The 22900-nt window shown below is 68.7% G+C and carries 16 protein-coding genes; 6 read left to right on the top strand and 10 right to left on the bottom strand.

The window, feature by feature from the left end; all coding sequences use genetic code 11:
• Window positions 1–23: 23 nt before the first annotated feature.
• The 5 genes from uvrC to RUH65_RS01330 form a co-directional block, all read right to left on the bottom strand.
• A complete protein-coding gene (gene uvrC, locus RUH65_RS01310; RefSeq protein ID WP_313815376.1) occupies window positions 24–2126 on the bottom strand; it encodes an excinuclease ABC subunit UvrC in 2103 nt (700 codons plus the stop codon).
• Window positions 2127–2132: 6 nt separating this feature from the next.
• Window positions 2133–2846 carry a lysophospholipid acyltransferase family protein gene (locus RUH65_RS01315; RefSeq protein ID WP_313815377.1) on the bottom strand — a complete coding sequence of 238 codons (714 nt, stop codon included), beginning with the start codon at window positions 2844–2846 and terminating at the stop codon, window positions 2133–2135.
• A 78-nt stretch (window positions 2847–2924) separates the two neighbouring features.
• A complete protein-coding gene (locus RUH65_RS01320; RefSeq protein WP_313815378.1) occupies window positions 2925–3608 on the bottom strand; it encodes an HAD hydrolase-like protein in 684 nt (227 codons plus the stop codon).
• On the bottom strand, window positions 3605–6484 hold the full coding sequence (uvrA, locus tag RUH65_RS01325; RefSeq protein WP_313815399.1) for an excinuclease ABC subunit UvrA: 2880 nt from the start codon (window positions 6482–6484) through the stop codon (window positions 3605–3607). Before uvrA ends, RUH65_RS01320 begins: the two co-directional genes overlap by 4 nt.
• A 244-nt stretch (window positions 6485–6728) precedes the next feature.
• Entirely contained in the window at window positions 6729–7202 is a 474-nt protein-coding gene (locus RUH65_RS01330; RefSeq protein ID WP_313815379.1) for a GntR family transcriptional regulator, read from the bottom strand.
• A gap of 206 nt (window positions 7203–7408) precedes the next feature.
• Between RUH65_RS01330 and RUH65_RS01335 the strand changes: the two genes are divergently transcribed.
• Entirely contained in the window at window positions 7409–8089 is a 681-nt protein-coding gene (locus tag RUH65_RS01335) for an MBL fold metallo-hydrolase (protein WP_313815380.1), read from the top strand.
• Between the two features lie 50 nt (window positions 8090–8139).
• Here RUH65_RS01335 and RUH65_RS01340 read toward each other — a convergent pair whose 3' ends face one another.
• Window positions 8140–8985 carry a methyltransferase domain-containing protein gene (locus RUH65_RS01340; RefSeq protein ID WP_313815381.1) on the bottom strand — a complete coding sequence of 282 codons (846 nt, stop codon included), beginning with the start codon at window positions 8983–8985 and terminating at the stop codon, window positions 8140–8142.
• Between the two features lie 44 nt (window positions 8986–9029).
• On the opposite strand from RUH65_RS01340, the gene RUH65_RS01345 reads away from it, so the two are divergent.
• From RUH65_RS01345 to RUH65_RS01355, 3 genes are all read left to right on the top strand, one after another.
• Window positions 9030–11684, top strand: a complete 2655-nt coding sequence (locus tag RUH65_RS01345; RefSeq protein WP_313815382.1) for a DUF3516 domain-containing protein — start codon at window positions 9030–9032, stop codon at window positions 11682–11684.
• Between the two features lie 84 nt (window positions 11685–11768).
• On the top strand, window positions 11769–12314 hold the full coding sequence (locus tag RUH65_RS01350; protein WP_313815383.1) for a GNAT family N-acetyltransferase: 546 nt from the start codon (window positions 11769–11771) through the stop codon (window positions 12312–12314).
• Complete coding sequence (locus RUH65_RS01355; protein WP_313815384.1) at window positions 12311–13798, top strand: alpha/beta fold hydrolase; 1488 nt, start codon at window positions 12311–12313, stop codon at window positions 13796–13798. The genes RUH65_RS01350 and RUH65_RS01355 overlap by 4 nt, the downstream gene beginning before the upstream one ends.
• A 115-nt stretch (window positions 13799–13913) precedes the next feature.
• Here RUH65_RS01355 and RUH65_RS01360 read toward each other — a convergent pair whose 3' ends face one another.
• The 4 genes from RUH65_RS01360 to coaE (RUH65_RS01375) all read right to left on the bottom strand — a co-directional run bounded on the left by RUH65_RS01360 (window position 13914) and on the right by coaE (RUH65_RS01375) (window position 20678).
• Window positions 13914–15176: a TerC family protein gene (locus tag RUH65_RS01360; RefSeq protein WP_313815385.1), complete on the bottom strand. Its 1263-nt coding sequence runs from the start codon at window positions 15174–15176 to the stop codon at window positions 13914–13916.
• A 202-nt stretch (window positions 15177–15378) separates the two neighbouring features.
• On the bottom strand, window positions 15379–17550 hold the full coding sequence (gene uvrB, locus RUH65_RS01365; RefSeq protein WP_313815386.1) for an excinuclease ABC subunit UvrB: 2172 nt from the start codon (window positions 17548–17550) through the stop codon (window positions 15379–15381).
• 69 nt (window positions 17551–17619) lie between these two features.
• Window positions 17620–18303: a dephospho-CoA kinase gene (gene coaE / locus RUH65_RS01370; protein WP_313815387.1), complete on the bottom strand. Its 684-nt coding sequence runs from the start codon at window positions 18301–18303 to the stop codon at window positions 17620–17622.
• On the bottom strand, window positions 18300–20678 hold the full coding sequence (coaE, locus tag RUH65_RS01375; RefSeq protein ID WP_313815388.1) for a dephospho-CoA kinase: 2379 nt from the start codon (window positions 20676–20678) through the stop codon (window positions 18300–18302). The genes coaE (RUH65_RS01370) and coaE (RUH65_RS01375) overlap by 4 nt, the downstream gene beginning before the upstream one ends.
• Window positions 20679–20792: 114 nt before the next feature.
• Here coaE (RUH65_RS01375) and RUH65_RS01380 point away from each other — a divergent pair, with 114 nt between their 5' ends.
• Window positions 20793–21506, top strand: coding sequence for a YigZ family protein (locus RUH65_RS01380; protein WP_313815389.1), 714 nt, complete (start codon window positions 20793–20795; stop codon window positions 21504–21506).
• Window positions 21503–22825 (top strand): methyltransferase, encoded by a 1323-nt coding sequence (locus RUH65_RS01385; RefSeq protein ID WP_313815390.1) that lies wholly within the window; start codon window positions 21503–21505, stop codon window positions 22823–22825. Before RUH65_RS01380 ends, RUH65_RS01385 begins: the two co-directional genes overlap by 4 nt.
• Window positions 22826–22900: the final 75 nt, after the last annotated feature.

A 22900-nucleotide genomic window follows, 5' to 3' on the forward strand; every position in this document is an offset into this window, starting at 1 on the left:
CTACCCAGTCCCGTCCACCCCACTCAGTCCAGGATTTCCCCGGTGGTCAGGTTCACCCCGTGCGTCACCGGTTCCGACGAGGCTGTATCGGCACCCTCGGCACCTCCACGATCCTTGACGGCCTCAGCGGACTCGTCTCCGGTCACCGTGATCCCGGGGTGCAGCGCCGCATGGACGGTGGCCGCCAGGGCCGGGCCGATGCCCCGGGCCTCCTGCAGCTGCTCCACGCTGGCGGCACGGATGCGCTTGACGGAGCCGAAGTGCTTGAGCAGGACCTTCTGCTTGGCCGGGCCGAGGCCCTCGATGCCGTCCAGGGCGGAGGACACCATGGACTTGCCCCGCTTCTCCCGGTGGAAGGTGATGGCGAAGCGGTGGGACTCGTCGCGGATCCGCTGCAGCATGTAGAGCCCCTGGGAGGCGCGCGGGAGCACGAGTGGGAATTCCTCGCCCGGCAGCCACAGCTCCTCGAGCCTCTTGGCGAGGCCGACCACGGGGAGGTCGGTGATCCCCAGGTCTGCGAGGGCCTGGACGGCCGACGCCACCTGTGGGGGGCCGCCGTCGACCACCACGAGGGAGGGCGGGTAGGCGAAGCGGCGCGAGGACGGACCGTCCACGGATGCCCCGGCCGGGCCCTCCGCCACTCCGCCGGGACCTGTCAGACCGGCCACGTCCGCCGGATCCGGCTCCGGGGCGATCTCCCCGGTCGCGAAGGTTCCACTGCGCTCCTGGTCTTCCAGGTAGTGGCGGAAGCGGCGAGTGAGGACGTTGCGCATGGCGGCGGTGTCGTCCCGGGCGGCGTCCCCCGTCACGCTGAACTTGCGGTAATCGGCCTTCTTCGGCATCCCGTCCTCGACCACCACCATGGACCCGACCACGTTGGTGCCGGAGACATGGGAGATGTCATAGCACTCGATCCGCAGCAGTGGCTCGGGCAGTTCGAGGGCCTCCTGGAGCTCACGGAGGGCGGCCGATCGGGTGGTCAGGTCTCCGGAGCGGCGGGTCTTGTGCACCCGCAGGGCGAGCACGGCGTTCTCCTTGACGGTCTCCATCAGGGACCTCTTGTCACCGCGCTGAGGCACCCGCAGGCTCACCTGGGCGCCCCGCATGCCGGACAGCAGGGCGGCCACCTGGTCGGCGTTCTCCGGGAGCTCGGGCACGAGGACCTCGCGCGGGATGCGGCTGCTGTCCTCGAGTGACCCGTAGACCTGCTCGAGCAGCTGCTCCACCATGGTGGCACCCGAGACGTCCTCGACCTTCTCCACCACCCAGCCGCGCTGACCGCGGATGCGTCCGTCCCGGACGTGGAATACCTGGACGGCGGCCTCGAGCTCGTCGTCGGCGAAGGCGAAGATGTCCGCCTCCGTGGTCTCCGAGAGGACCACGGCATTGCGCTCGAACACCCGCTTCAGGGCCGCGATGTCGTCCCGGCGCCGAGCGGCGTCCTCGTAGCGCAGATCCGCCACGGCCTCCTTCATCTGGGCTTCGAGCCGGCGGATGTACTTCTGGGCGTCCCCGGCCATGAAGTCGCAGAAGTCCTGCGCGAGCTGCCGGTGCCCCACCTGGCTGATCCGGCCCACGCACGGGGCGGCACACTTGTCGATGTAGCCCATCAGGCAGGGCCGGCCCGAGAGCTCGGCCCGGCGGAAGACGCCGGAGGAACAGGTCCGGACCGGGAAGACGCGGAGCATCAGGTCCACCGTCTCGCGGATAGCCTTGGCCGGGTGGAAGGGCCCGAAGTACTTCACGCCCTTGCGCTTGTCCCCGCGCATCACCTGCACCCGCGGGTACTTCTCGTTCATCGTGACGGCGAGGTACGGGTAGGACTTGTCGTCCCGGTACATGATGTTGAAGCGCGGCGTGTACTGCTTGATCCACGTGTACTCGAGCTGCAGGGCCTCGAGCTCCGAGCCGACCACGGTCCACTCCACCGAGGCGGCGGTGAACACCATCGCCCGGGTCTTGGGATGCAGCCCGTTGGGGTCCTGGAAGTAGGAGGCCAGGCGGGACCGCAGGGTCTTGGCCTTGCCCACGTAGATGACGCGTCCATCCGGGTCGCGGAAGCGGTACACCCCCGGTGAGGTGGGTACCTCACCGGTCCTCGGGCGGTAGCTGGCCGGATCAGCCATGGCGCCTCAGTCCTGCGCGGGCGTCGGGTTCTGTCCGGCCTGACCGCCGGAGGTGTGGCCCGAGACCGGCTCGTTGTAGGTGGCCGCGCGTTCCTGGCCCGAGAGGGCCGCGATGGCGTCCATGATCTGGACCGTTGCCTGCCGTCGCGGCGGCAACGGGTGTTTGGTGCCGAGGTGGTCGAACTGCAGCGGCCGGCCGACGGTCAGAGAGAAGCGGTGCGGCGTGAACCGGTTCGAACCGGGCGGCTGGAGGCGTTCGGTGCCCCGCAGACCGACGGGCACCACCGGGGCCCCCGTGGCCAGGGCGAGCCAGCCGACGCCGGTTCGGCCCTTGTAGAGGCGTCCGTCCCGGCTGCGGCTTCCCTCGGGGTAGATGCCGACGCCGGCGCCGGCCTCCACGTGGCCCATGAGCTGTTCCAGGGCGGCCACGGAGGCGGCCTTCTCACTGCGCTCCACGGGAATCGACCCCACGGAGTCGAAGAAGCCCTTCATCACGGTGCCCTTGATGCCGGGCTGGGTGAAGTACTCGGCCTTGGCGAAGAAGTGAACCATGCGCGGCATGACCGCCTGCAGGATCACGGAGTCGAAGAAGGACAGGTGGTTGCTGGCCACGATGAACCCGCCGGACTCCGGCACGTTCTCCAAGCCCGTGATGGTCGGCCGGCAGGTGACCTTGACCAGGGCACGGATCCCCGTGCGCACGGCTTCATTGGTCGCCATGGCCGTCCTCTCCAGTGGAATCGAAAAAGCTCAGTGTCCCGGATGCTCCTGTGGACCGGATCCATCATAGTGCCCGGGTCAGATCCGGGCCGCGGTCACCAGTGCCCGGCAGTGCTCCGGCAGGTCGCCCGCGTTCTCACACAGCACCGTGGCCCCGGCTCCGGCCAGCTCGCTCCGGCTGCCGAAGCCCCAGAGCACCCCGATGCCCGGGATCCCGTGGTGGGCGGCCCCGGCCAGGTCGAAATGCCGGTCCCCCACCATCACGGCCCGCTCCGGATGCCCGACGGCGGCCAGTGCCTCGGCCATCGCCTGCACCTTGGTGCCGTGCGGCGGCAACGGGGCGGTCTCGTCGTCGTTCGACCCGCAGACCGCCGCGAAGAGGTGGTCGAGGCCCTGGACGCGCAGCAGCTGACGCGCGAGCGAGCGGGGCTTGGACGTGGCGACCACCAGCCGGTGGCCTGCCCCCAGGTCCTCGAGCGCGTCCCGGACACCGGGGTAGACGGAACTGGCCGCCATCCCGTGGCTCAGGTATCCGGCGCGGTAGTCACGGATCACCGCGGGCATGTTCTCGGCGGTGACACCTTCAAGGGACGCCAGGCTCTCCTGCAACGGCGGCCCCACGAGGGACGCGAGCCGATCTGGGCCCGGCACGGGCAGTCCGTGGCGCTCCAGGGCGGCGGCGATGCCACCCGTGATGGCCCCCGCGGGGTCCACCAGGGTCCCGTCCAGGTCGAAGAGGATCGCGGTGCCGGGCGCGGTCACAGGATCTCCGCGAGGAACTGACCGGTGTGGCTGGCCGCCTCGCGGGCCACCTGCTCCGGGGTGCCGGTGGCGACGATGCTGCCACCGCCGGACCCGCCCTCCGGGCCGAGATCGATCACGTGGTCGGCCGATTTGATGACGTCCAGGTTGTGCTCGATCGTGATCACCGTGTTGCCCTTCTCCACGAGGGACTGCAACACGCCCAGCAGCTTGCGGATGTCCTCGAAGTGCAGTCCGGTGGTGGGCTCGTCCAGCACGTAGATGGTCCGGCCGTTCGAGCGCTTCTGCAGTTCCGCCGCGAGCTTGACGCGCTGTGCCTCACCGCCGGAGAGGGTGGTGGCGGGCTGGCCCAGCTTGACGTACCCGAGCCCGACGTCCACCAGGGTGTTGAGGTAGCGCGAGATCTTGGTGTAGGCGGAGAAGAAGTCCGCTGCCTCCTCGATCGGCATCTGGAGGACCTCGGCGATGTTCTTGCCCTTGTAGTGCACTTCCAGGGTCTCCCGGTTGTACCGGGCCCCGTGGCAGACCTCGCACGGAACGTAGACGTCGGGCAGGAAGTTCATCTCGATCTTCAGGGTGCCGTCACCCGAGCACGCCTCGCAGCGGCCGCCCTTGATGTTGAAGGAGAAGCGTCCGGGCTGATAGCCGCGGACCTTGGCCTCCTGCGTGTCCGCGAAGAGCTTCCGAATGGTGTCGAACACGCCGGTGTAGGTGGCCGGGTTGGAGCGCGGGGTGCGGCCGATCGGGCTCTGGTCCACGTGCACGACCTTGTCCAGCTGGTCCAGCCCATTGACTCGCTTGTGCCGCCCGGGGACGTGCTTGGCGTGGTTGAGCTGGTTGGCGAGGACCTTGTAGAGGATCTCGTTCACGAGGGTGGACTTCCCGGACCCGGACACGCCGGTGACGGCGGTCAGGACACCGAGAGGGAAGTCGATGGTCACGTCCTTCAGGTTGTTCTCCCGCGCTCCGACCACGGTGATCTTCCGGTTCTGGTCCAGCGGACGGCGCTGCTCCGGCAGGGCGATCTCGCGCCGCCCGGCCAGGTAGTCACCGGTCAGGGAGCGTTCGTTCGCCTTCAGGCCCTCGAGGGAGCCGGAGTGGACCACCTCGCCGCCGTGCTCGCCGGCCCGGGGGCCGATGTCCACGATCCAGTCGGCCTCGGCGATCGTGTCCTCGTCATGCTCCACCACGATCAGGGTGTTGCCGAGGTCCCGGAGCCGCAGCAGCGTCTCGATCAGCCGCCGGTTGTCCCGCTGGTGCAGGCCGATGGACGGCTCGTCCAGGACGTAGAGCACCCCGACGAGCCCGGAGCCGATCTGCGTGGCCAGGCGGATGCGCTGGGCCTCACCACCGGACAACGTCCCGGCCGGCCGCTCCAGGTTCAGGTAGTTGAGGCCCACGTCCAGCATGAAGTGCAGGCGGGCCAGGATCTCCTTGAGGACCTGGTCGGCGATCTGCACGTCCCGTTCGGACAACTCGAGCTGCTCGAAGAAGTCGATGGCGTCCTGCATCGGCAGGACCGTGGTCTCCGAGATGGACTTCCCGCCGACGGTCACGGACAGCGAGGTGGGGTTCAGGCGGGTGCCGTTGCAGGCTGCACAGGGGATCTCCCGCATATAGGACTCGTAGCGGTCCCGGGCATGATCCGACTCGGTCTCGAGGTGCTTGCGGTGGATGTAGTCGATGACCCCCTCGAAACCGGTGGTGTACCGCCGTTCGCGGCCGAAGCGGTTCCGGTAGGACACCTCGACCTTGAAGTCCTTGCCGTGCAGGACGGCCTTGCGGGCGGCCGCGGGCAGGTCCTTCCAGGGCACGTCCATGCCGAAGCCGACCTCGCTGGCCAGGCCTGAGAGCAGCCGCTGCCAGTACTCGGACGTCGACTTGCCGATCGACCAGGGGGCGATGGCCCCCTCCTGGAGGGTCTTGTCCTGGTCCGGGACCACGAGGTCCTCGTCCACCTCCAGCTTGGTGCCGATACCGGTGCAGACCGTGCACGCGCCGAAGGGGTTGTTGAACGAGAAGGAGCGGGGCTCGATCTCGTCGATCGTCAACTGGTGGCCGTTGGGACAGGACAGCTTCTCCGAGAACGAACGGAACTTGGGCGTCCCCTCGGCATCGAAGGCGTCCCACTCGCCCGCGTTGGCCTTGGCCGGGTCCACGGCGGCGTCCACGTCCACGAAGTCGATGACCACGAGCCCGTCGGCCAGGTTCAGGGCGGTCTCCACCGAGTCGGTGAGCCGCTGGCGGATGCCGTCCTTCATGGCCAGACGGTCCACCACCACGGCGATGGTGTGCTTGACCTGCTTCTTCAGCTTGGGCGGATCGGACAGCTGGATGAGTTCACCGTCCACGATCGCCCGAGAGAAGCCCTGGGTGGCGAGGTCGGCGAAGACGTCCACGAACTCGCCCTTGCGGCCGCGGGCCACCGGGGCGAGCACCTGGAAGCGGGTCTTGGCGGGCAGCTCGCCGAGCTGATCCACGATCTGCTGTGGCGACTGCCGGCTGGCCGGCTCGCCGCACTCGGGGCAGTGCGGGATGCCGATGCGGGCCCACAGCAGACGCATGTAGTCATAGACCTCGGTGATGGTCCCGACCGTGGAGCGCGGGTTGCGGTTCGTGGACTTCTGGTCGATCGAGACCGCCGGGGACAGGCCCTCGATGAAGTCCACGGAGGGCTTGTCCACACGGCCGAGGAACATCCGCGCATAGGAGGACAGCGATTCCACGTAGCGGCGCTGACCCTCCGCGAAGATCGTGTCGAAGGCGAGGGAGGACTTGCCGGAACCGGATAGCCCGGTGAAAACGACCAGCGCATCGCGCGGGATGTCCAGGTTTACATTCTTCAGGTTGTGCTCGCGGGCACCCTTCACCACGATCCGGTCCGGATCGTGGCGGTGCGCCCCGCCTGCGGGGCCGGAGGCGAGGCCGCGGGAGTTGCGGGACGTGGAGGACGCGGACGTGGCGGGAACCGTATCGGAGTCGGGATTCGTGAGGGATTTCGGCACGGAATCCACTGTATGGCAGAGAGGCTTCGAACACCTCTTCGAACCGTCGGCCCTGAGCGAATTCCCCCTGACGCCGCATCGTTCAGGTCCCCCCCTATCACTCAGGTGCTGCCACTCAGGTGGCGGGGAACACAGCCTCGAGTTGCCGCGTGGCCTCCTGTGGCCCGTACCCGAGGGTACGGGCGACCTGGGCGTAGGCGGCCGCCGCGGCGGCGAGTTCGGACTCCGCCGTGTCATTGCCCTGGGCCACCACGGTTCCCAGCCGGGGCCTGGCGGTCACGACGGCGGCCTGTTCCAGTTCCTTGTACGCGCGGGCCACCGTGTTCGCGGCCACACCCAGGGCCGACGCCAGGGCACGCACCGTGGGCAGCTTGCTGCCGACCGGAAGCCTCTTGCGATGGATGAGGTCGAGCAATCCGGTGCGCACCTGCTCATAGGGCGGGACGGTGGAGCCGGTGTTGATGGACAAGGCGGTGACCAGCCACGCGGGGACCGGCGTGGCCGGGGCTGCGGCCGGGGGCGTGCCCCCCGATGGATCCTGGGGTTGCGCGGGATCCTTGCGTTGTCCTGATGCGCCCCGAGCCGCCATGTGTCCCCGTGTTCCTGGCAGGTCCGTGACCTGTGCCGTGTCTGTGCCGTGTCTGTGTGTTCAGACACCCTATCGGAGCAGCGCGGTGCGGGGCGGTCCACGCCGGCACCAGAGGGGCCGTCCGGCGGGATGGGGCTGCGGGGATCGAGACTTGACCTTCCCTTGGGCTTGCCCCGGTGGCGGTCAACGTCCTTAGACTATGGCTCATGCCTTCATCCACCTCCCCCATCCGGTTGCTGCACGATCTGCCCCGGGTGACGGTCCGCCAGCGGTCGGTCTCCGACATGGCGAACAACGTGTACGTCCTCACCTCGAAGACGTCCGGGACCCAGGTGCTGATCGATGCCGCGGACGACGCCGTCGCCGTCGGTGAGCTGTTGCAGTCGGCGAAGGACGACACCCCCTGTGAACTCAAGCTGGCCGTGATCATCACGACCCACCAGCACTGGGATCATATTCGGGCCCTGGCCGAGGTCGTGGAGGCCACAGGGGTTCCGACCGCGGCCGGTGTGGACGATGCCGACGCCATCGAGCGGGAGACCGGTGTGCCCGCGAAGGTCCTGCTGAACCACGGCGACACGGCGACGTTCGACGGGATCTCGCTGGCCGTCGTCGGGCTCCGCGGACATACCCCGGGCTCCGTGGCGCTGGTCTACGAGCCGGAGGACGGCCCGCCGCTCTGCTTCTCGGGCGACAGCCTGTTCCCGGGGGGCGTGGGGAACACGCAGCAGGACCCGGACCGCTTCGACTCGCTGTTCGCGGATGTGGTGGCGCGGCTGTTCGAGCAGTATCCGGATGACATGATCGTCCACCCCGGCCACGGCGATGGGACCACCCTCGGCACGGAACGCCCCCACCTCGGGGACTGGCGCGCACGCGGCTGGTAGCCGGCAGGCCGGAGAGGTCGATGACCCGGTACCACCGCCCGGAGCTGGGTTCAGATGCTGGGTGAGAGGTCGTTCTTCACGCCCACGATGAAGATGCGGCGGAACGGGTAGTCCGTCAGCCGCACCCCCTCGGGCGTGGTGTAGGTCGGGTAGGACTCGCGCATGATGCGCCGGTACTCCTCGATGTACCGTTCCTGGAGGTTGGTGCCATCCCGCCGGTCGGCGGCCTCCAGCCGTTGCAGCGAGGGACGCAGGGCCGCTCCGCGGACCCAGTCATACACCGGATCCGGTCCGCTGAGGGGCTGACTGTAGGTGGTCTCCCAGATGTCCGCCTCGAAGCCCGCCGCGATCAGGGTCTCCAGATACTCGTCCGTGGTGTAGACCGATTCCCGTTCCACCACGCCCTCCAGGGCGTCCTCGAACTCGGGGCGGCGGGACATCTCCGCGATGGTCGCATGCGAGGGGGCGGCGAAATTGCCGGGGATCTGGACCGCGAACCAGGCTCCGGGCTTGAGTGCCTCGAGCCACCCGCGCACCAGCTGCCGATGATCTGGGATCCACTGCAGCATGGCATTGGACACGATCACGTCCACCTCAGCGTCCGGTGCCCAGCGCTCGGCGTCCACCTCATCGAACTCCAGGTTGCCAGGCGCCCCCGACTCCGCGGCCATCTGCTGGGCGGAGGCCACCATGTCCGCTGAGGAGTCCAGGCCGATCACGCGGGCATCGGGCCAACGCTCGGCCAGAGTCCGTGTCATATTGCCGGGGCCACAGCCCAGGTCCACCACGACCTTCGGATCCGTGGCCCGGACCCGCGCCGTGAGGTCGCGGAACGGCCGGGCCCGGCGGTCGGCGAAGACGGTGTACTGCTGGGGATCCCAGGTGAAGTCCTGCATGCCCCCACGCTAGCGCGTCCCCGGCGCGACGTAAGCTGGACGTAATGTTGCTCTCCGACTTGATTCCCTCCCCCGCCGGCGGCCCCGCGACCGCACCGGAACGCCTCTCCCCCGATGCCGTGTACGAGGGCTTCCTCGAGTGGACCCGGTCGCGGGACATCGCCCTGTATCCAGCGCAGGACGAGGCCGTCATGGAACTCGTGCAGGGCAACAACGTCATCCTCTCCACCCCCACCGGTTCCGGTAAGTCCCTGGTGGCCGTCGCCGCCCACTTCCAGGCTCTGGCCACCGGCCAGCGGACCTACTACACGGCCCCGATCAAGGCCCTGGTCTCGGAGAAGTTCTTCGCCCTGGTGGAGATCTTCGGCGCAGACCACGTCGGCATGGTGACCGGTGACTCCTCCGTGAACGGGAACGCCCCGATCATCTGCTGCACGGCCGAGATCCTCGCGAATCAGGCGCTGCGGGAGGGATCCGGCCTGGATGTGGGGCCGGTGATCATGGATGAGTTCCACTTCTACGCGGATCCCCAGCGCGGCTGGGCGTGGCAGGTTCCCCTGCTGGAGCTGCCACAGGCGCAGTTCCTGCTGATGAGCGCCACACTCGGGGACACCACCCGGTTCGAGGAGGACCTGACCACACGGACGGGCCGCACCACCACCACCGTCGCGCATGCCGAGCGGCCCATCCCCCTGTCTTATGAGTGGTCCGAGGAACAGGTGCAGGACAAGGTCGCTGAGCTGGTGGAGACCCGTCAGGCACCGGTCTACGTGGTCCACTTCTCCCAGCTGGACGCCGTCGAGCGGGCGCAGTCCCTCTCCTCCGTGTCCGTGGCGACCCGCGAGGAGAAGGACGCCATCGCGGAGCGGATCGCCGGCTTCAGGTTCTCCGCCGGCTTCGGCAAGACCCTCAACCGGCTGGTCCGGGCCGGCATCGGCGTCCACCATGCCGGGATGCTGCCCAAGTACCGCCGGCTCGTGGAACGGCTGGCGCAGGAGGGGCTCTTGAAGGTCATCTGCGGCACGGACACCCTCGGCGTGGGCATCAACGTGCCCATCCGCACCGTGCTCATCACGGCCCTGAGCAAGTACGACGGCCAGCGCACCCGCATCCTGCACGCCCGCGAGTTCCACCAGATCGCCGGACGGGCTGGCCGCGCCGGCTATGACACCTCGGGGCTCGTGGTGGTGCAGGCCCCCGAGCACGTGATCGAGAACGCCAAGGCCCAGCAGAAGGCGGCCGCCAAGTTCGCGAACATCAAGGATGAGGCCGAGCGCAGCAAGCGAATGAAGCAGTCCACGAAGTCCTCCCCGAAGAAGACGCCGCCGAAGGGCTTCGTCTCCTGGGGCAAGGCCACCTTCGAGAAGCTCGTCTCGGCCGAGCCCGAGGCCATGACGAGCCAGATGCGCATCAGCCACTCGATGCTGCTGAACATCCTCGACCGCCCCGGCGATCCGGTCATCGCCGTCCGCCGGATGCTGCGCAACAGCCACGAGACCCCGGCCAAGCAGGCCGCCCACCTGCGCCGCTCCCTCGGCATCTTCCGCGAGCTGCTGGCCACCGGCGTGGTGGAGAAGCTGCCCGAGCCGGACGCCGAGGGCCGCACCGTGGACCTCACGGTCGACCTGCAGCCGAACTTCGCCCTCAACCAGCCCCTCTCGCCCTTCGCCCTGGCCGCGTTCGACCTGCTCGATCCGGCCGACCCCGGCTACTCCCTGGACATGGTCTCCATCGTGGAGGCGACCCTTGAGCCACCCCGGCAGGTGCTCTCCGCCCAGGTCAAGAAGGCCCGTGGTGAGGCCGTGGCCGCCATGAAGGCCGAGGGCATGGACTACACGGACCGCATGAACGCCCTCGATGAGGTCACGTACCCGATGCCGCTGGCCGAACTGCTCGAGCAGCAGTTCGAGCTGTACAGCGCCTCCGCCCCCTGGCTCCATGACTTCGAGCTGACCCCGAAGTCCGTGGTCCGGGACATGTACGAACGTGCCATGGGCTTCGGCGACTACGTGAACTTCTACGGGCTGTCCCGCTCCGAGGGGGTGCTGCTGCGCTACCTGACCGATGCCGTCAAGGCCCTCAAGCAGACGATCCCCCAGGACGACCGGGACGAGGAACTCGACATCCTGGTGGCCTGGCTGGATGAGATCGTCAAGCAGACCGACTCCTCGCTCATCGAGGAGTGGGAGGATCTGCTGGCCGGGGACATCGAGGAGCTGAAGAAGGACCACGAGCAGCTGGCCCCGCCGGAACCCCCGCGGCTCAGCGCCAACACGCCCGTCTTCACCGTGATGGTCCGCAACGCCCTGTTCCGCCGGGTGCGGCTGTTCGGCGATGAGCAGGACCGTGCCCTGGCCGAGCTCGGCAAGGACGCCGGTGATGCGTTCTCCGCCGACGACTGGGCGGAGGCACTCGACGGCTACTTCGGGGACTACGAGGACATCGACGACGGCCCCACCGCCCGCGGTCCCCAGTACTTCCGCGTGGACACCGCCCCCCAGCCAGGGCCCGACGGCGGCGCCCCGGCCGGCGTCTCCGGCTCCCGTTGGTGGACGGTCCGGCAGGTCCTCGTCGACCCGGAGGGTCACCTGGACTGGGGCATCAACGCCCTCGTCGACCTGGACGCCTCGGATGAGGCCGCCCACCCCGTCGTGCATGTGGTCTCCGTGGGAGCCCCGGAGCCCGGCTGGACTGTGTGAGCTGGACCGGCAAGCTGAGCCTGTGACCTGAACAGCGTGACCTGAACAGCGTGACCCGACCTCTGTGAGAAGGAGCCCCGACGCGTGAGCGCCCCCATCCCCAGCACCGCTACCGATACTGTCCCCGGCGCCGTCCGTCCGGCCGTCCCAGCAGACGTCCCGCGCATCCTCCGGCTCATCAGGGATCTCGCGATCTATGAGAGGGAGCCCGACGCCGTGAACACCAGCGAGGCTGCCCTGGAGGCGAGCCTTTTCGGGGAACGGCCGGCGGTCTTCTGCCATGTCATCGAGGACACGCTTCCGGCGTCCGGCCCCACCGTGGTGGGCATGGCGCTGTGGTTCCTGAGTTACTCCACATGGGAGGGCACCCACGGGATCTGGCTCGAGGACCTCTACGTGGACCCGGCGATGCGGGGACGCGGGCACGGCACGAGGCTGCTGTCGCACCTGGCCGGGATCGCCGCAGAACGCCGCTATGCGCGGATGGAATGGGCCGTCCTGGACTGGAACGAACCGTCGATCGGTTTCTACCGGTCACTCGGTGCCACCTCCCAGGACGAGTGGACGACGTTCCGGCTCACGGGTGCCGCCCTCAAGAATGCCGCTGGCACCGCGGAGGGTCACCGGTGACGGCCGGCGTCGCGGGTGATCCCCGCTCCTTTGCACCGCCGGCCGAGGTGATCGCCACCGGAGTGTGCACCCACCACCCCGGGCCGTCGACCCGGTTGCTGGACGGAACACGGATCACCGACCACTGGTTCGAGCTCCCGCTGGACCATGCCCGGCCGGAGGGCGCGCGGATTCGGGTGTACGCCCGCGAATACGTCTCCGGCGCGGATCACGATCTGCCGTGGCTGTTGTTCCTGCAAGGCGGCCCCGGGGGCAAGGGCGTGCGTCAGGCCCAGCTGGCCGGATGGATGAAGGAGGCATCCCAGCGCTTCCGGATCCTGATGCTGGACCAGCGCGGCACCGGGCTGTCCACCGCCGCCAACCGCAACACCCTGCCCCTGATCGGCACGCCTAAGGACCAGGCGGACTATTTGGTGCACTTCCGGGCCCCCTCCATCGTGCAGGATGCCGAACTGGTCCGGCTGACGCTGGAGGCGGAGCCGTGGACGGTCTTCGGGCAGAGCTTCGGCGGGTTCTGCACGCTGAGCTACCTGTCCTGGCACCCCGAGGGGATGTCCCGGGCCCTCATCACCGGCGGCCTCGCCCCGCTGGACGGCCCCGCGGACCGCGTCTACCGTGCCACCTACCAGCGCATGCGGGCGCGCAACGAGGAGTACTTCGGGCGCTTTCCTGAGGACCGTCAGGTCCTGGGCCGCGTCTACGATGCCGTTCGTGCCGGAGAGACCGGAGCGGCGCCGTCGGCGGTCCTCCCGGACGGTTCTCCCGTCACGGTGGGGCGGGTCCAGATGCTGGGGATGTTCCTCGGCGGCAACACCCGGATGGACCAGCTCCACTACCTGCTCCAGGAGGCGTTTGAGCAGGAACCGTCGAGGGCCAGCACTGTGATCGGCGCCAGCGCCGGCACCCTCACCGACACCTTCCTGCACGGCCTCTACCAGCAGGTATCCCGGGCCACGAATCCGCTCTACCTGGTGATGCACGAGTCCATCTACGCCCAGCCAGCCCAGACCGCGCTGCCGCAGCCGGCACCGGTGACGGCGGCAGCCCCGTTGGCACGGTCAGAGGCCGACGCCACGAAGACGGCATGGGCCGCTCAACGGATCCTGCGGTCATCCCCCGACCTGGCGGACTTCGATCCCGCCCGGACCGCCCACCCCCTGCTGACCGGCGAGATGGTCTTCGACTGGTATGCGGCTCTGGACCCCGCCCTCACACCACTGCAGGCCGTGACGGAGGAGTTGGCGCGCCGCACCGACTGGGGTCCCCTGTACGACCCGGAGGCCTTGGCCGCCAACACCGTCCCGACGGCCGCCGCCGTCTACACCCACGACGTCTACGTGGACCGGGCGCTCTCCCTGGAGACCGCGTCGCGCGTGTGTGGACTGCGGGTGTGGGAGACCGACGAGTTCCACCATGACGGCATCGGAGAGGACGGTCCCGGGATCCTGCGCCGGTTGTTGTCCCTGACCGACGGTTCTCCGTGACCGAGTCCTGAGAACGCCAGAAGGCCCGCCCCGGAACCTCCGGTGCGGGCCTTCTCGTTCAGGAGCCCGCCGATCGTTCGTCGGTACGACGCTCGGCAGGGACACCCGGTACTACTCAGACCCTGGGGCCCTCGTTCTTGACGATGGAGTTGGAGATCGTCGGGACGTCCCGACCCTCCGCCTGAGCAGTGGCCACCCGGGTCTCGTGGGCGGTGCGGATGATCTCCGAGTAGCTGTCCTTGTGCTCGATGAGGTCGTCCCGGAAATGCGGGGACACGTTCTCCGCCGCGCGGGTCCACTTGTCCATCAGCTCCTCGGCCTTGCGGCGCTCCTCGGCGGGGGCGTTCTCGTCCAGCTTGGAGTAGCGGTGGGAGAACTTCTCGGCGTTCTGCAGGGCCACCAGGGCCTTGCCCTTGGGGCTGAACAGCGACGCCAGGACGGTGACGATGAGGATGCCGACGATGACCAGCAGGGACACGTCCGTCTCGATGGTGACCACCGGGACGTTCTCGCCGCCGTTGATGAACGGCAGGTTGTTGTCATGCAGGGCGTGCAGGATGAGCTTGACGCCGATGAACCCAAGGATGGCGGAGAGACCGTAGGACAGGTAGACGAGGCGGTCCAGCAGGCCGTCGATGAGGAAGAACAGCTGGCGCAGGCCCATCAGGGAGAACGCCGTGGCCGTGAAGACGATGTACGGATCCTGGGTGAGCCCGTAGATGGCCGGGATCGAGTCGAAGGCGAACAGGACGTCGGTCAGGCCGATGGACACCATCACGAGCAGCATGGGCGTCATCAGCCGCTTGCCGTTCTCGCGGGTGAACAGCTTGTCGCCGTCGTAGCGGTCCGAGGCCGGCAGGATGCGCTTGGCAAACCGGACGAGGAAGTTGTCCGCCTCGTCTTTCTCCTTCTCGTCGGCCGCCAGCTCACCCTTCAGCTGGCCGCCGGCGATGAGCAGCAAGGCCAGGCCGAACAGGTAGAAGACGTCAGACCACGCCGAGATGATGGCGGCACCGGCCAGGATGAAGGCGGTTCGCGAGATCAGGGCGAAGGTGATGCCGAAGAGCAGCACCTTCTGCTGGTATTCACGAGGCACCTGGAACGAGGCCATGATGACCAGGAACACGAAGAGGTTGTCGACACTCAGCGCCTTCTCGGTGATGTAGCCCGAGTAGTACTCGATGGCGTGCTGGGTGTCCCCGAAGAGGAAGAACACCAGGCCGAACACCAGGGCGATGCCCACGTAGATCGCGGACCAGATGGCCGCTTCCTTGATGGTCGGTGTGTGGGCCTTCCGCACGTGGAAGATGTAATCGAAGAGGAGGAGCGCGATGATCACCGCGATGGTGATGATCCACGTCAGCGCATTGATTTCCATGCAGTCACTTTCCGTAGGTCTGGGTGTGTGCCGCAAGTCTCTCCGCCTGCCGGACCCGACAGGCCACTGCGTCCGGCAGTCCGTCCGGCATCGGTGATGTCCGGCTCGGGCTGCGTGTTGACGTCCGCAGTGTTAGGGATACTCCCCTACGCCGTGGAACAGTCTACCCCGCCTCCGTCCGAAGTCAGGAGTGGCGGTGGCCTCAGGCGTGGCCTTCGCGCTGCATCTGCCGCAATTCCTTTTTCAGCTCGGACACCTCATCACGGATGCGGGCGGCCAGCTCGAACTGGAGATCCACGGCCGCCTGGTGCATCTGCGCACTCATCTGCTCGATCAACTCGGACAGGTCCTTGGCCGGCAGCTTCGCGAAGTCCGGGGCCCCGGTGCCGCCGGATGCGTCGGCCGCGTCGCGCTCGTCCGCGTGGGCGGCCGCGGCGCGCTGCTCATCCGAGATCGTCGCGGTGTAGCCGCGCTTGCCCATCCCGTAGTCGAAGCCGGTCTTCACGCCGCCCATGCCGGCGAGGAAGTCCGCGGAGTCGGCATCCTCCCGGGCGAGTTGGTCGGTGATGTCCGCGATCTTCTTGCGCAACGGCGTCGGGTCGATGCCGTGCTCCCTGTTGTAGGCCTCCTGCACCTCGCGGCGACGGTTGGTCTCGTCGATGGCCCGCCGCATGGAGTCGGTGATCCGGTCGGCATACATGTGGACCTGTCCGTCCACGTTGCGGGCCGCGCGGCCGATGGTCTGGATCAGTGACGTGGAGGAGCGCAGGAAGCCCTCCTTGTCCGCGTCCAGGATGGACACCAAGGACACCTCGGGCAGGTCCAGCCCCTCACGCAGCAGGTTGATGCCCACCAGGACGTCGAAGACGCCCCTCCGCAAGTCCCGCAACAGCTCCACGCGCCGCAGGGTGTCCACGTCCGAGTGCAGGTACTCCACCTTGACCCCGTGCTCGAGCAGGTACTCGGTGAGATCCTCTGCCATGCGCTTGGTCAGCGTGGTCACCAGCACCCGCTCGTCCCGTTCGCTGCGGACGCGGATCTCCTCGAGGAGGTCGTCGATCTGGCCCTGGGTCGGCTTGACCACCAGCTCCGGGTCCACCAGCCCCGTGGGTCGGATGATCTGCTCCACCACCCCGTCGGCCTGGCCCAACTCGTACTTGCCGGGCGTGGCGGACAGGTAGACGGTCTGGCCGATCCGCTCGAGGAACTCGTCCCACTTCAGAGGCCGGTTGTCCATGGCGGAAGGCAACCGGAACCCGTGCTCCACCAGGGTGCGCTTGCGGGACATGTCCCCCTCGTACATGGCCCCGATTTGCGGGATGGTCACGTGGGACTCGTCCACCACCAGCAGGAAGTCGTCCGGGAAGTAGTCCAGCAGACAGTGTGGGGCGGAACCGCCCTCGCGGCCGTCGATGTGCCGCGAGTAGTTCTCGATGCCGTTGCAGTACCCCATCTCCTGCATCATCTCGAGGTCATAGGTGGTGCGCATCCGCAGCCGCTGCGCCTCGAGCAGCTTGTTCTGGGACTCGAACTCCTGCAGGCGGTCACGCAGCTCGTCCTCGATGGTGGTGATGGCCCGGTGCATCCGCTCGTCCCCGGCCACGTAGTGCGAGGCCGGGAAGATGTACATCTCCTCCTCCTCGCGGACCACGTGCCCGGTGAGGGGGTGGAGGGTCTGGATGGCCTCGATCTCGTCCCCGAAGAACTCGATCCGGATGGCGAGTTCCTCGTACATCGGGATGATCTCGACCGTGTCCCCGCGGACCCGGAAGGTCCCGCGGTGGAAGTCCTGGTCGTTGCGCACATACTGCATGGCCACGAACTGGCGCAGCAGCGTGTCCCGGTCCATCTCCGCGCCCCGGCGCAGGGTGACCATCTGCTCGATGTACTCCTCCGGGGTACCCAGACCGTAGATGCAGGACACGGTGGCGACCACCACCACGTCACGGCGCGTCAGCAGGGCATTGGTAGCGGAGTGACGGAGCCGCTCCACCTCCTCGTTGATGGAGGAGTCCTTCTCGATGAAGGTGTCCGACTGCGGGACGTAGGCCTCCGGCTGGTAGTAGTCGTAGTAGGAGACGAAGTACTCGACCGCGTTGTTCGGCAGCAACTCCCGGAACTCGTTGGCCAGCTGGGCCGCGAGTGTCTTGTTCTGCACCATGATGAGCGTGGGGCGTTGCACCTTCTCGACCAGCCAGGCCGTGGTGGCGGACTTGCCGGTACCGGTGGCCCCGAGCAGGACGATGTCCTTCTCCCCTGCCTGGACGCGCTCGGCGAGCTCGGCGATCGCCTTCGGCTGGTCACCGGAGGGCTGGTAGTCCGAGATGACCTCGAAGGGGGCGACCTGCCGGTTGATCTTCTGCGCCAGACTCATGGACACCACCGTACAACTGTTCGATTCACGGTGGGAAGGCAGCGGCCGTCGGGTTCACCGCCGGCGGATTCAGTCTTGGTCCGCCGCTTCGACATCCGGCCGCCTGGTCCGCCCCTGCAAGCGTGGTTCCACGTACTGTTCCCAGACGCGCCGGGTGGTGCGGCGCAGGTCCTCCAGGCCGGCGTCGTTGACGATGAGCACGTCCGCCGCGGCGCGGCGCTGCTCATCCGTGGCCTGGGCGGCAATCCGGGCCCGAGCTGCGTCCTCGGTCATCCCCCGGTCCCGGACCATGCGTGCCACCCGCTCGGCCGCGTCCGCCTCCACCACCAGCACGAGGTCGTAGGCGCCCGCCTGCCCGGTCTCGACCAGCAGTGGCACGTCCTGGACCACGACGGCGTCCGGGCCGGCCTCGGTGACCAGCCGCCGGCCCTCGGCCCGCACGAGGGGGTGGATAATTCCGTTCAGGAGCGCCCGGGCTTCCGGATCGGCGAACACCAGCTTCCCGACGGCGGCGCGGTCCAGGGTGCCGTCCGCCGCCATCGCGGTGGGCCCCAGAGCCTCACGCACGCGGTCCAGGCCTTCACTGCCGGGCTCCACGACCGCGCGGGAGAGGGCGTCCGCGTCCACCACGATGGCGCCGAGCGAGGCGAACTCCGCCGCCACGGTGGACTTTCCGGAGGCGATGCCGCCCGTCAAGCCGATATGCAACCGGGGCTTGACCAGGCCGGCTTCTGTCTCGCTGGCATCGCTCACTGCGGACCTCCGTCCACGGTGGCCCTGCCCGCGGCGCCGGTGGCGTGGTGCTCGTCGAGGACCGGTTGCACGTGGTCGTCCCAGAACCGCCGCGTGGCCTCGGACAGCTCGTTGAGGCTCGCATCGTTGACGATCACCTCGTGGGCGGCCTCTCGGCGCTCGGCGTCCGTCGCCTGGGAGTCCACGCGCGCCCACGCCTCCTGCATGGACATCCCGCGCTCGTGCACGAGCCGGTTGACCCGCGCCTCCGCGGGGGTCTCCACGGTGAGCACCACGTCGAACTCGCCCGCGGAGGACGTCTCCACCAGCAGCGGCAGGTCGACGACGACCACCGCCTCGGGACCGGCCTCGCGGGCGATCCGCTGGACCTGAAGCCGCACCCGCGGGTGGATGATGTCGTTGAGGCTCTCCCGCGCCACCGTGTTCCCGAAGACGAGCTGCGCCAGGGCCTGGCGGTCCAATTCGCCGCTCGCGGTGATGACCTCCGGGCCGAAGACCTCGCGGATCTCCGACAGGGCCTCGGAGCCGGGGGCGACGGCCGCCCGGGCCAGCTCGTCGGCGTCGATGACCACGGCGCCCCACTGCGCGAGGTCACGGGCCACCAGCGATTTCCCGGAGGCGATGCCACCGGTCAGGCCGATCGTCAACAGCCCTCGATCTTCCAGCGCCTGTTGCCGGTGGTAGGTGTTCGGCTGGAGGGCCTCGTACTCGGGTTCGGTGCCCACCTCGTACTCCGGCCGGATCACGTACTCGTCCAGGTCGTGCTCGTCCTCGTGGGCACGGCGGTGGTATTCCTCGATCGGCAGCACCCGCTTCCACTGCCGGGTGCGCAGCGGCCGGGCGGTGCCGGCGTCCTCACGCAGGGCCTGGAGCAGCAGCCATGCCTGGAACAGGGACAGGGCCATCACCGGGGCTCCGATGACGATGATGACCTCCTGGAGCGCGTTCAGGCCGTTCTCCCCCGAGGTCACCAGGATCACGGCGCAGACCAAGCCCACGGACACGGCCCAGAACACGCGCTGGCGTTTCGGGCCCACGTCCTCGTGCCCGGAGGCCATGGAGTCCAGGACCAGGGCCCCGGAGTCGAGGGACGTCACGAAGAAGATCACGATGACGATCAGGGCCAACACGGCGGTGACAAGGTACAGCGGGTAGGACTGCAGGAGCTGGAAGAGCGCCGCCTCCACGTTGCCGTTGGTGACGATGGTCTCGGTCAAGGACCCCGCGGTTGCCTCGGCCCGGTCGATGCTGAAGGCGCTCAGGCCGTAGATGCCGAACCAGATGACGACGAAGGCCGTCGGCAGGCCGAGGCAGGCGGTGACGAAGGCGCGGATCGAGCGGCCGCGGGAGATCCGGGCGATGAACAGCCCGACGAAGGGCGACCACGTCACGGTCCAGGCGTAGTAGAAGACGGTCCAGTCGCCCGACCACTCGCCGCCACCGAAGGTGTCGTTGAAGAAGGAGAGCATCGGCAGGTGGGACAGGTATGCGCCCGCCGACTCGACGATGCCCCGCACGGTGTCCATGGTGGCACCCCACATGAGCACATAGACCAGCAGCCCGATTGCCAGCAGGATGTTCAGATAGGACAGGCGCTTGATGCCCTTGTCCAGGCCGGCCAGGGCCGAGGCCAGGGCGATGGCGGTGATGACGGCGACGATGCCCGCCTGCAGCCAGCCGCTGATGGGCACGCCCATGACGTAGTTCATGCCACTGTTGATCTGCATGGCGCCCAGGCCCACGGAGACCGCCAGGCCGAACACGGTGGACAGCACGGACAGGATGTCCACGAGCTTGCCCCACGGTCCGTGGATGCGGTCCCCGAGCAGGGGCTGCAAGGCCGAGGACACGCGTGGGGGCAGCTTGCGCTTGTAGGTGAAGTACCCGAAGCACAGGCCGGGGACCACCAGCAGAGCCCACATGTGGATGCCGAAGTGGAAGTTCGAGATGGCGAGGGCCTGCGTCGCCGCCTGGTCCGAGAGCGGCTCGGTACCGTACAGCGGAGGGTTGGCGTAGTGGTTCATCGGCTCGGCCACGCCCCAGAACATCAGGGTGGCGCCGATGCCGGCGGCGAAGAGCATGCCGAACCACGCGAGTCCGGAGAACTCGGGCTGCGAGTCGTCGTCGCCGAGCTTGATGCGGCCGAAGCGGCTCAGGGCCAGTCCCACCGCGAAGACCACCAACAACGTGGTGCCGAGGGTGTAGAACCAACCGACGTCATAGCGCAGGTAGGTGGAGACCACCCCGAATGCGCCCTGGACCGGTCCCGGGAAGATCGCCATGGCCAGGGTGAAGACGGTGATGATCGCCGCTGAGATGAAGAAGATGGCCGGGCCGGTGCGCAGACCGAGTCGGTTGTGCCATCGGGTCAGCATGTGGAGTCCCCCTCCGGTCGAGCCGTCACCGGCGGTCGTGCCGGGACGGGTTCACGCTGGCCAACAAACTACCTCATCACGGCCGGGTGGGTACTCAGCAGTAGAGTGGACGGCATGTCTGAGGAGCAGCCCGGGTCCCGGGCATCGCGATATACGGTGCTCCCGTCGACCACGATCAGCACCCCGATCGTCCACGAACTGGAGATCAAGCGCTCCCGCTTCATCGGCCACGCCGTGCGCGTCACCACCGAGGAGGAGGCCAGCTCGTTCATCGCGGCCCTCCGGAGGCAGCACCACGACGCCCGGCACGTGTGCAGCGCGTTCATCCTCGGCCCGGACCGGGACTCCCTGCGCTCCTCGGACGACCGCGAACCCGCCGGGACAGCCGGCGTCCCCATGCTGGAGGCCCTGTCCCAGCGCGAGACCCGGTCAGAGCCCGGGGGCACCGTGGCGAGGGACCTGTCCGACGTGTGCGTCGCCGTCGTCCGGTATTTCGGCGGGGTGAAGCTCGGTGCCGGAGGCCTGGTCCGGGCCTACTCGGACGCCGTCTCCGCCACCCTGGACCGGTCCGTGACGGTGACGCGGCAACGCAGGGTGCTGGCCGGCGTCGACGCCCCGCATGCAGAGGCGGGGCGATGGGAGAACGAGCTGCGCGCCGCCGACTTCCACGTCCAGGAGACGCGCTACGGCACCGGATCCGCCACGCTGGTGGTGGCCCTGCCCGACGACGGCCGCTCCAGCGCCGTGTTCACCGAACGGCTGGCGTCCGTCACCGCAGGGGCGGGAGACTGGCGCACCCTGGGCACCGAGTGGGTGGACGTACCGTGAACGCGCCGGCAGTGGACTCTCCCGGTGTGAACCCCGTGCCCCGAGGCCAGACCCCGCCGGTCCACCGGACCACGTTGACCACGGGCTTCGACTTCACCACCCTCTCCCGGTGGCCCTATCCCGAGTCCCCCGGACTCCAGGCCCACGACGCCGCTGATGTGCTGCTGCTGGACACGGCCCAGGCCTGGTGGGACGCCGCGTCGCGGGATGACGGCGACAGCCTCTCCCCGGCCGTCCCGGTCGTCGTCGTCGAGGACCGTCACGGCGCCCTCATCCTGCCTCTGCTGACCGCGGGACATCCCGTCCGGATCGGCCAGGACGCCCTCGCCCAGGAACGCTCGCTCGAGGCCAACGTGGCGACGTTCCGGGACGCCGGAGCACTGGAGGACGCCGGCCCGCTGAGCCGCCACGGCATCGGACCCGACCTGGTGACGGGTGCGCGCATGATCCTGCTGCAACTACCCCGGTCCCTGGACGCCCTGGAACAGTGGGCCCACCTGATCGCCGACCACGCACACGAGGACGTGCTGCTCCTCGCCGGCGGCCGGGACAAACACATGACCCCACGCCAGAACACCGTGCTCGAGCGGTACTTCGGTTCGGTGGTGCCCGGCCGGGGACGGTCCAAGTCCCGCGTCATCACCGCACGCGGTCCGCGGCGCGGACGCCCCGCACCCTTCCCCCGGACCGCCGAACACCAGATGCCCGGCCTGGGACCGGTCACCCTGACAGCCCACGGCGCCACCTTCGGGGGGACGAACCTGGATCCGGGGACGGCCCTCCTGCTGCGGTCGTGGGAGTCTGACCTCCGGCGGGGCGGGCACGAGGGGGACAGCCAGACGGGGGCCGGACGGAACCGGGCCGTGGACGTGGGCTGCGGCAACGGCACCATCGCGGTGTACCTGGCCTTGGCCTCGCGGCGGAGCAGGCTGGATGGGCCGGCCGGGCTGAACGGGCTGAGCGTCATCGCCACGGACCAGTCCGCGGATGCGTGTGCCTCCACCCGGCTCACGGCGGCACTCAACGGGGTCCAGGACCGGATCGAGGTCCGCCGGGATGACGCCCTGTCCACCTTCCCCGACGCCAGCGAGGACCTCCTCGTCCTCAATCCGCCGTTCCACGCCGGCAACACGGTGGACACGCGGGTCGCGGTACGCCTGATGGCCGCCTCGGCACGGGTTCTGCGTCCCGGCGGGGAGTTGTGGTGCGTGTGGAACTCGCACCTGATGTACCGGCCTGAGCTCGAGCGCCTCGTGGGCCCCACCCGGCAGCTCGCCCGCGATCGGACCTTCACGGTGACGGTCAGCACCCGCCGCTGACCGGCTGACCGGCTGACGGTCGGCTGCCCCGACGGAGCCGGCCTGCCAGCCCCCGGACGCAGACAGGCCCCGCAC

It is taken from the genome of Citricoccus sp. (assembly GCF_032154715.1).
GTDB lineage: Bacteria > Actinomycetota > Actinomycetes > Actinomycetales > Micrococcaceae > Citricoccus.

Bases quoted from the DNA above. Each gene is read 5' to 3' on its own strand.
- RUH65_RS01345 (WP_313815382.1), top strand. From the start codon at position 9,030: ATGTTGCTCTCCGACTTGATTCCCTCCCCCGCCGGCGGCCCCGCGACC.
- RUH65_RS01360 (WP_313815385.1), bottom strand. From the start codon at position 15,176: ATGGAAATCAATGCGCTGACGTGGATCATCACCATCGCGGTGATCATC.
- RUH65_RS01330 (WP_313815379.1), bottom strand. From the start codon at position 7,202: ATGGCGGCTCGGGGCGCATCAGGACAACGCAAGGATCCCGCGCAACCC.
- RUH65_RS01335 (WP_313815380.1), top strand. From the start codon at position 7,409: ATGCCTTCATCCACCTCCCCCATCCGGTTGCTGCACGATCTGCCCCGG.
- RUH65_RS01315 (WP_313815377.1), bottom strand. From the start codon at position 2,846: ATGGCGACCAATGAAGCCGTGCGCACGGGGATCCGTGCCCTGGTCAAG.
- uvrB (WP_313815386.1), bottom strand. From the start codon at position 17,550: ATGAGTCTGGCGCAGAAGATCAACCGGCAGGTCGCCCCCTTCGAGGTC.
- coaE (WP_313815388.1), bottom strand. From the start codon at position 20,678: ATGCTGACCCGATGGCACAACCGACTCGGTCTGCGCACCGGCCCGGCC.
- RUH65_RS01380 (WP_313815389.1), top strand. From the start codon at position 20,793: ATGTCTGAGGAGCAGCCCGGGTCCCGGGCATCGCGATATACGGTGCTC.
- RUH65_RS01340 (WP_313815381.1), bottom strand. From the start codon at position 8,985: ATGCAGGACTTCACCTGGGATCCCCAGCAGTACACCGTCTTCGCCGAC.
- uvrC (WP_313815376.1), bottom strand. From the start codon at position 2,126: ATGGCTGATCCGGCCAGCTACCGCCCGAGGACCGGTGAGGTACCCACC.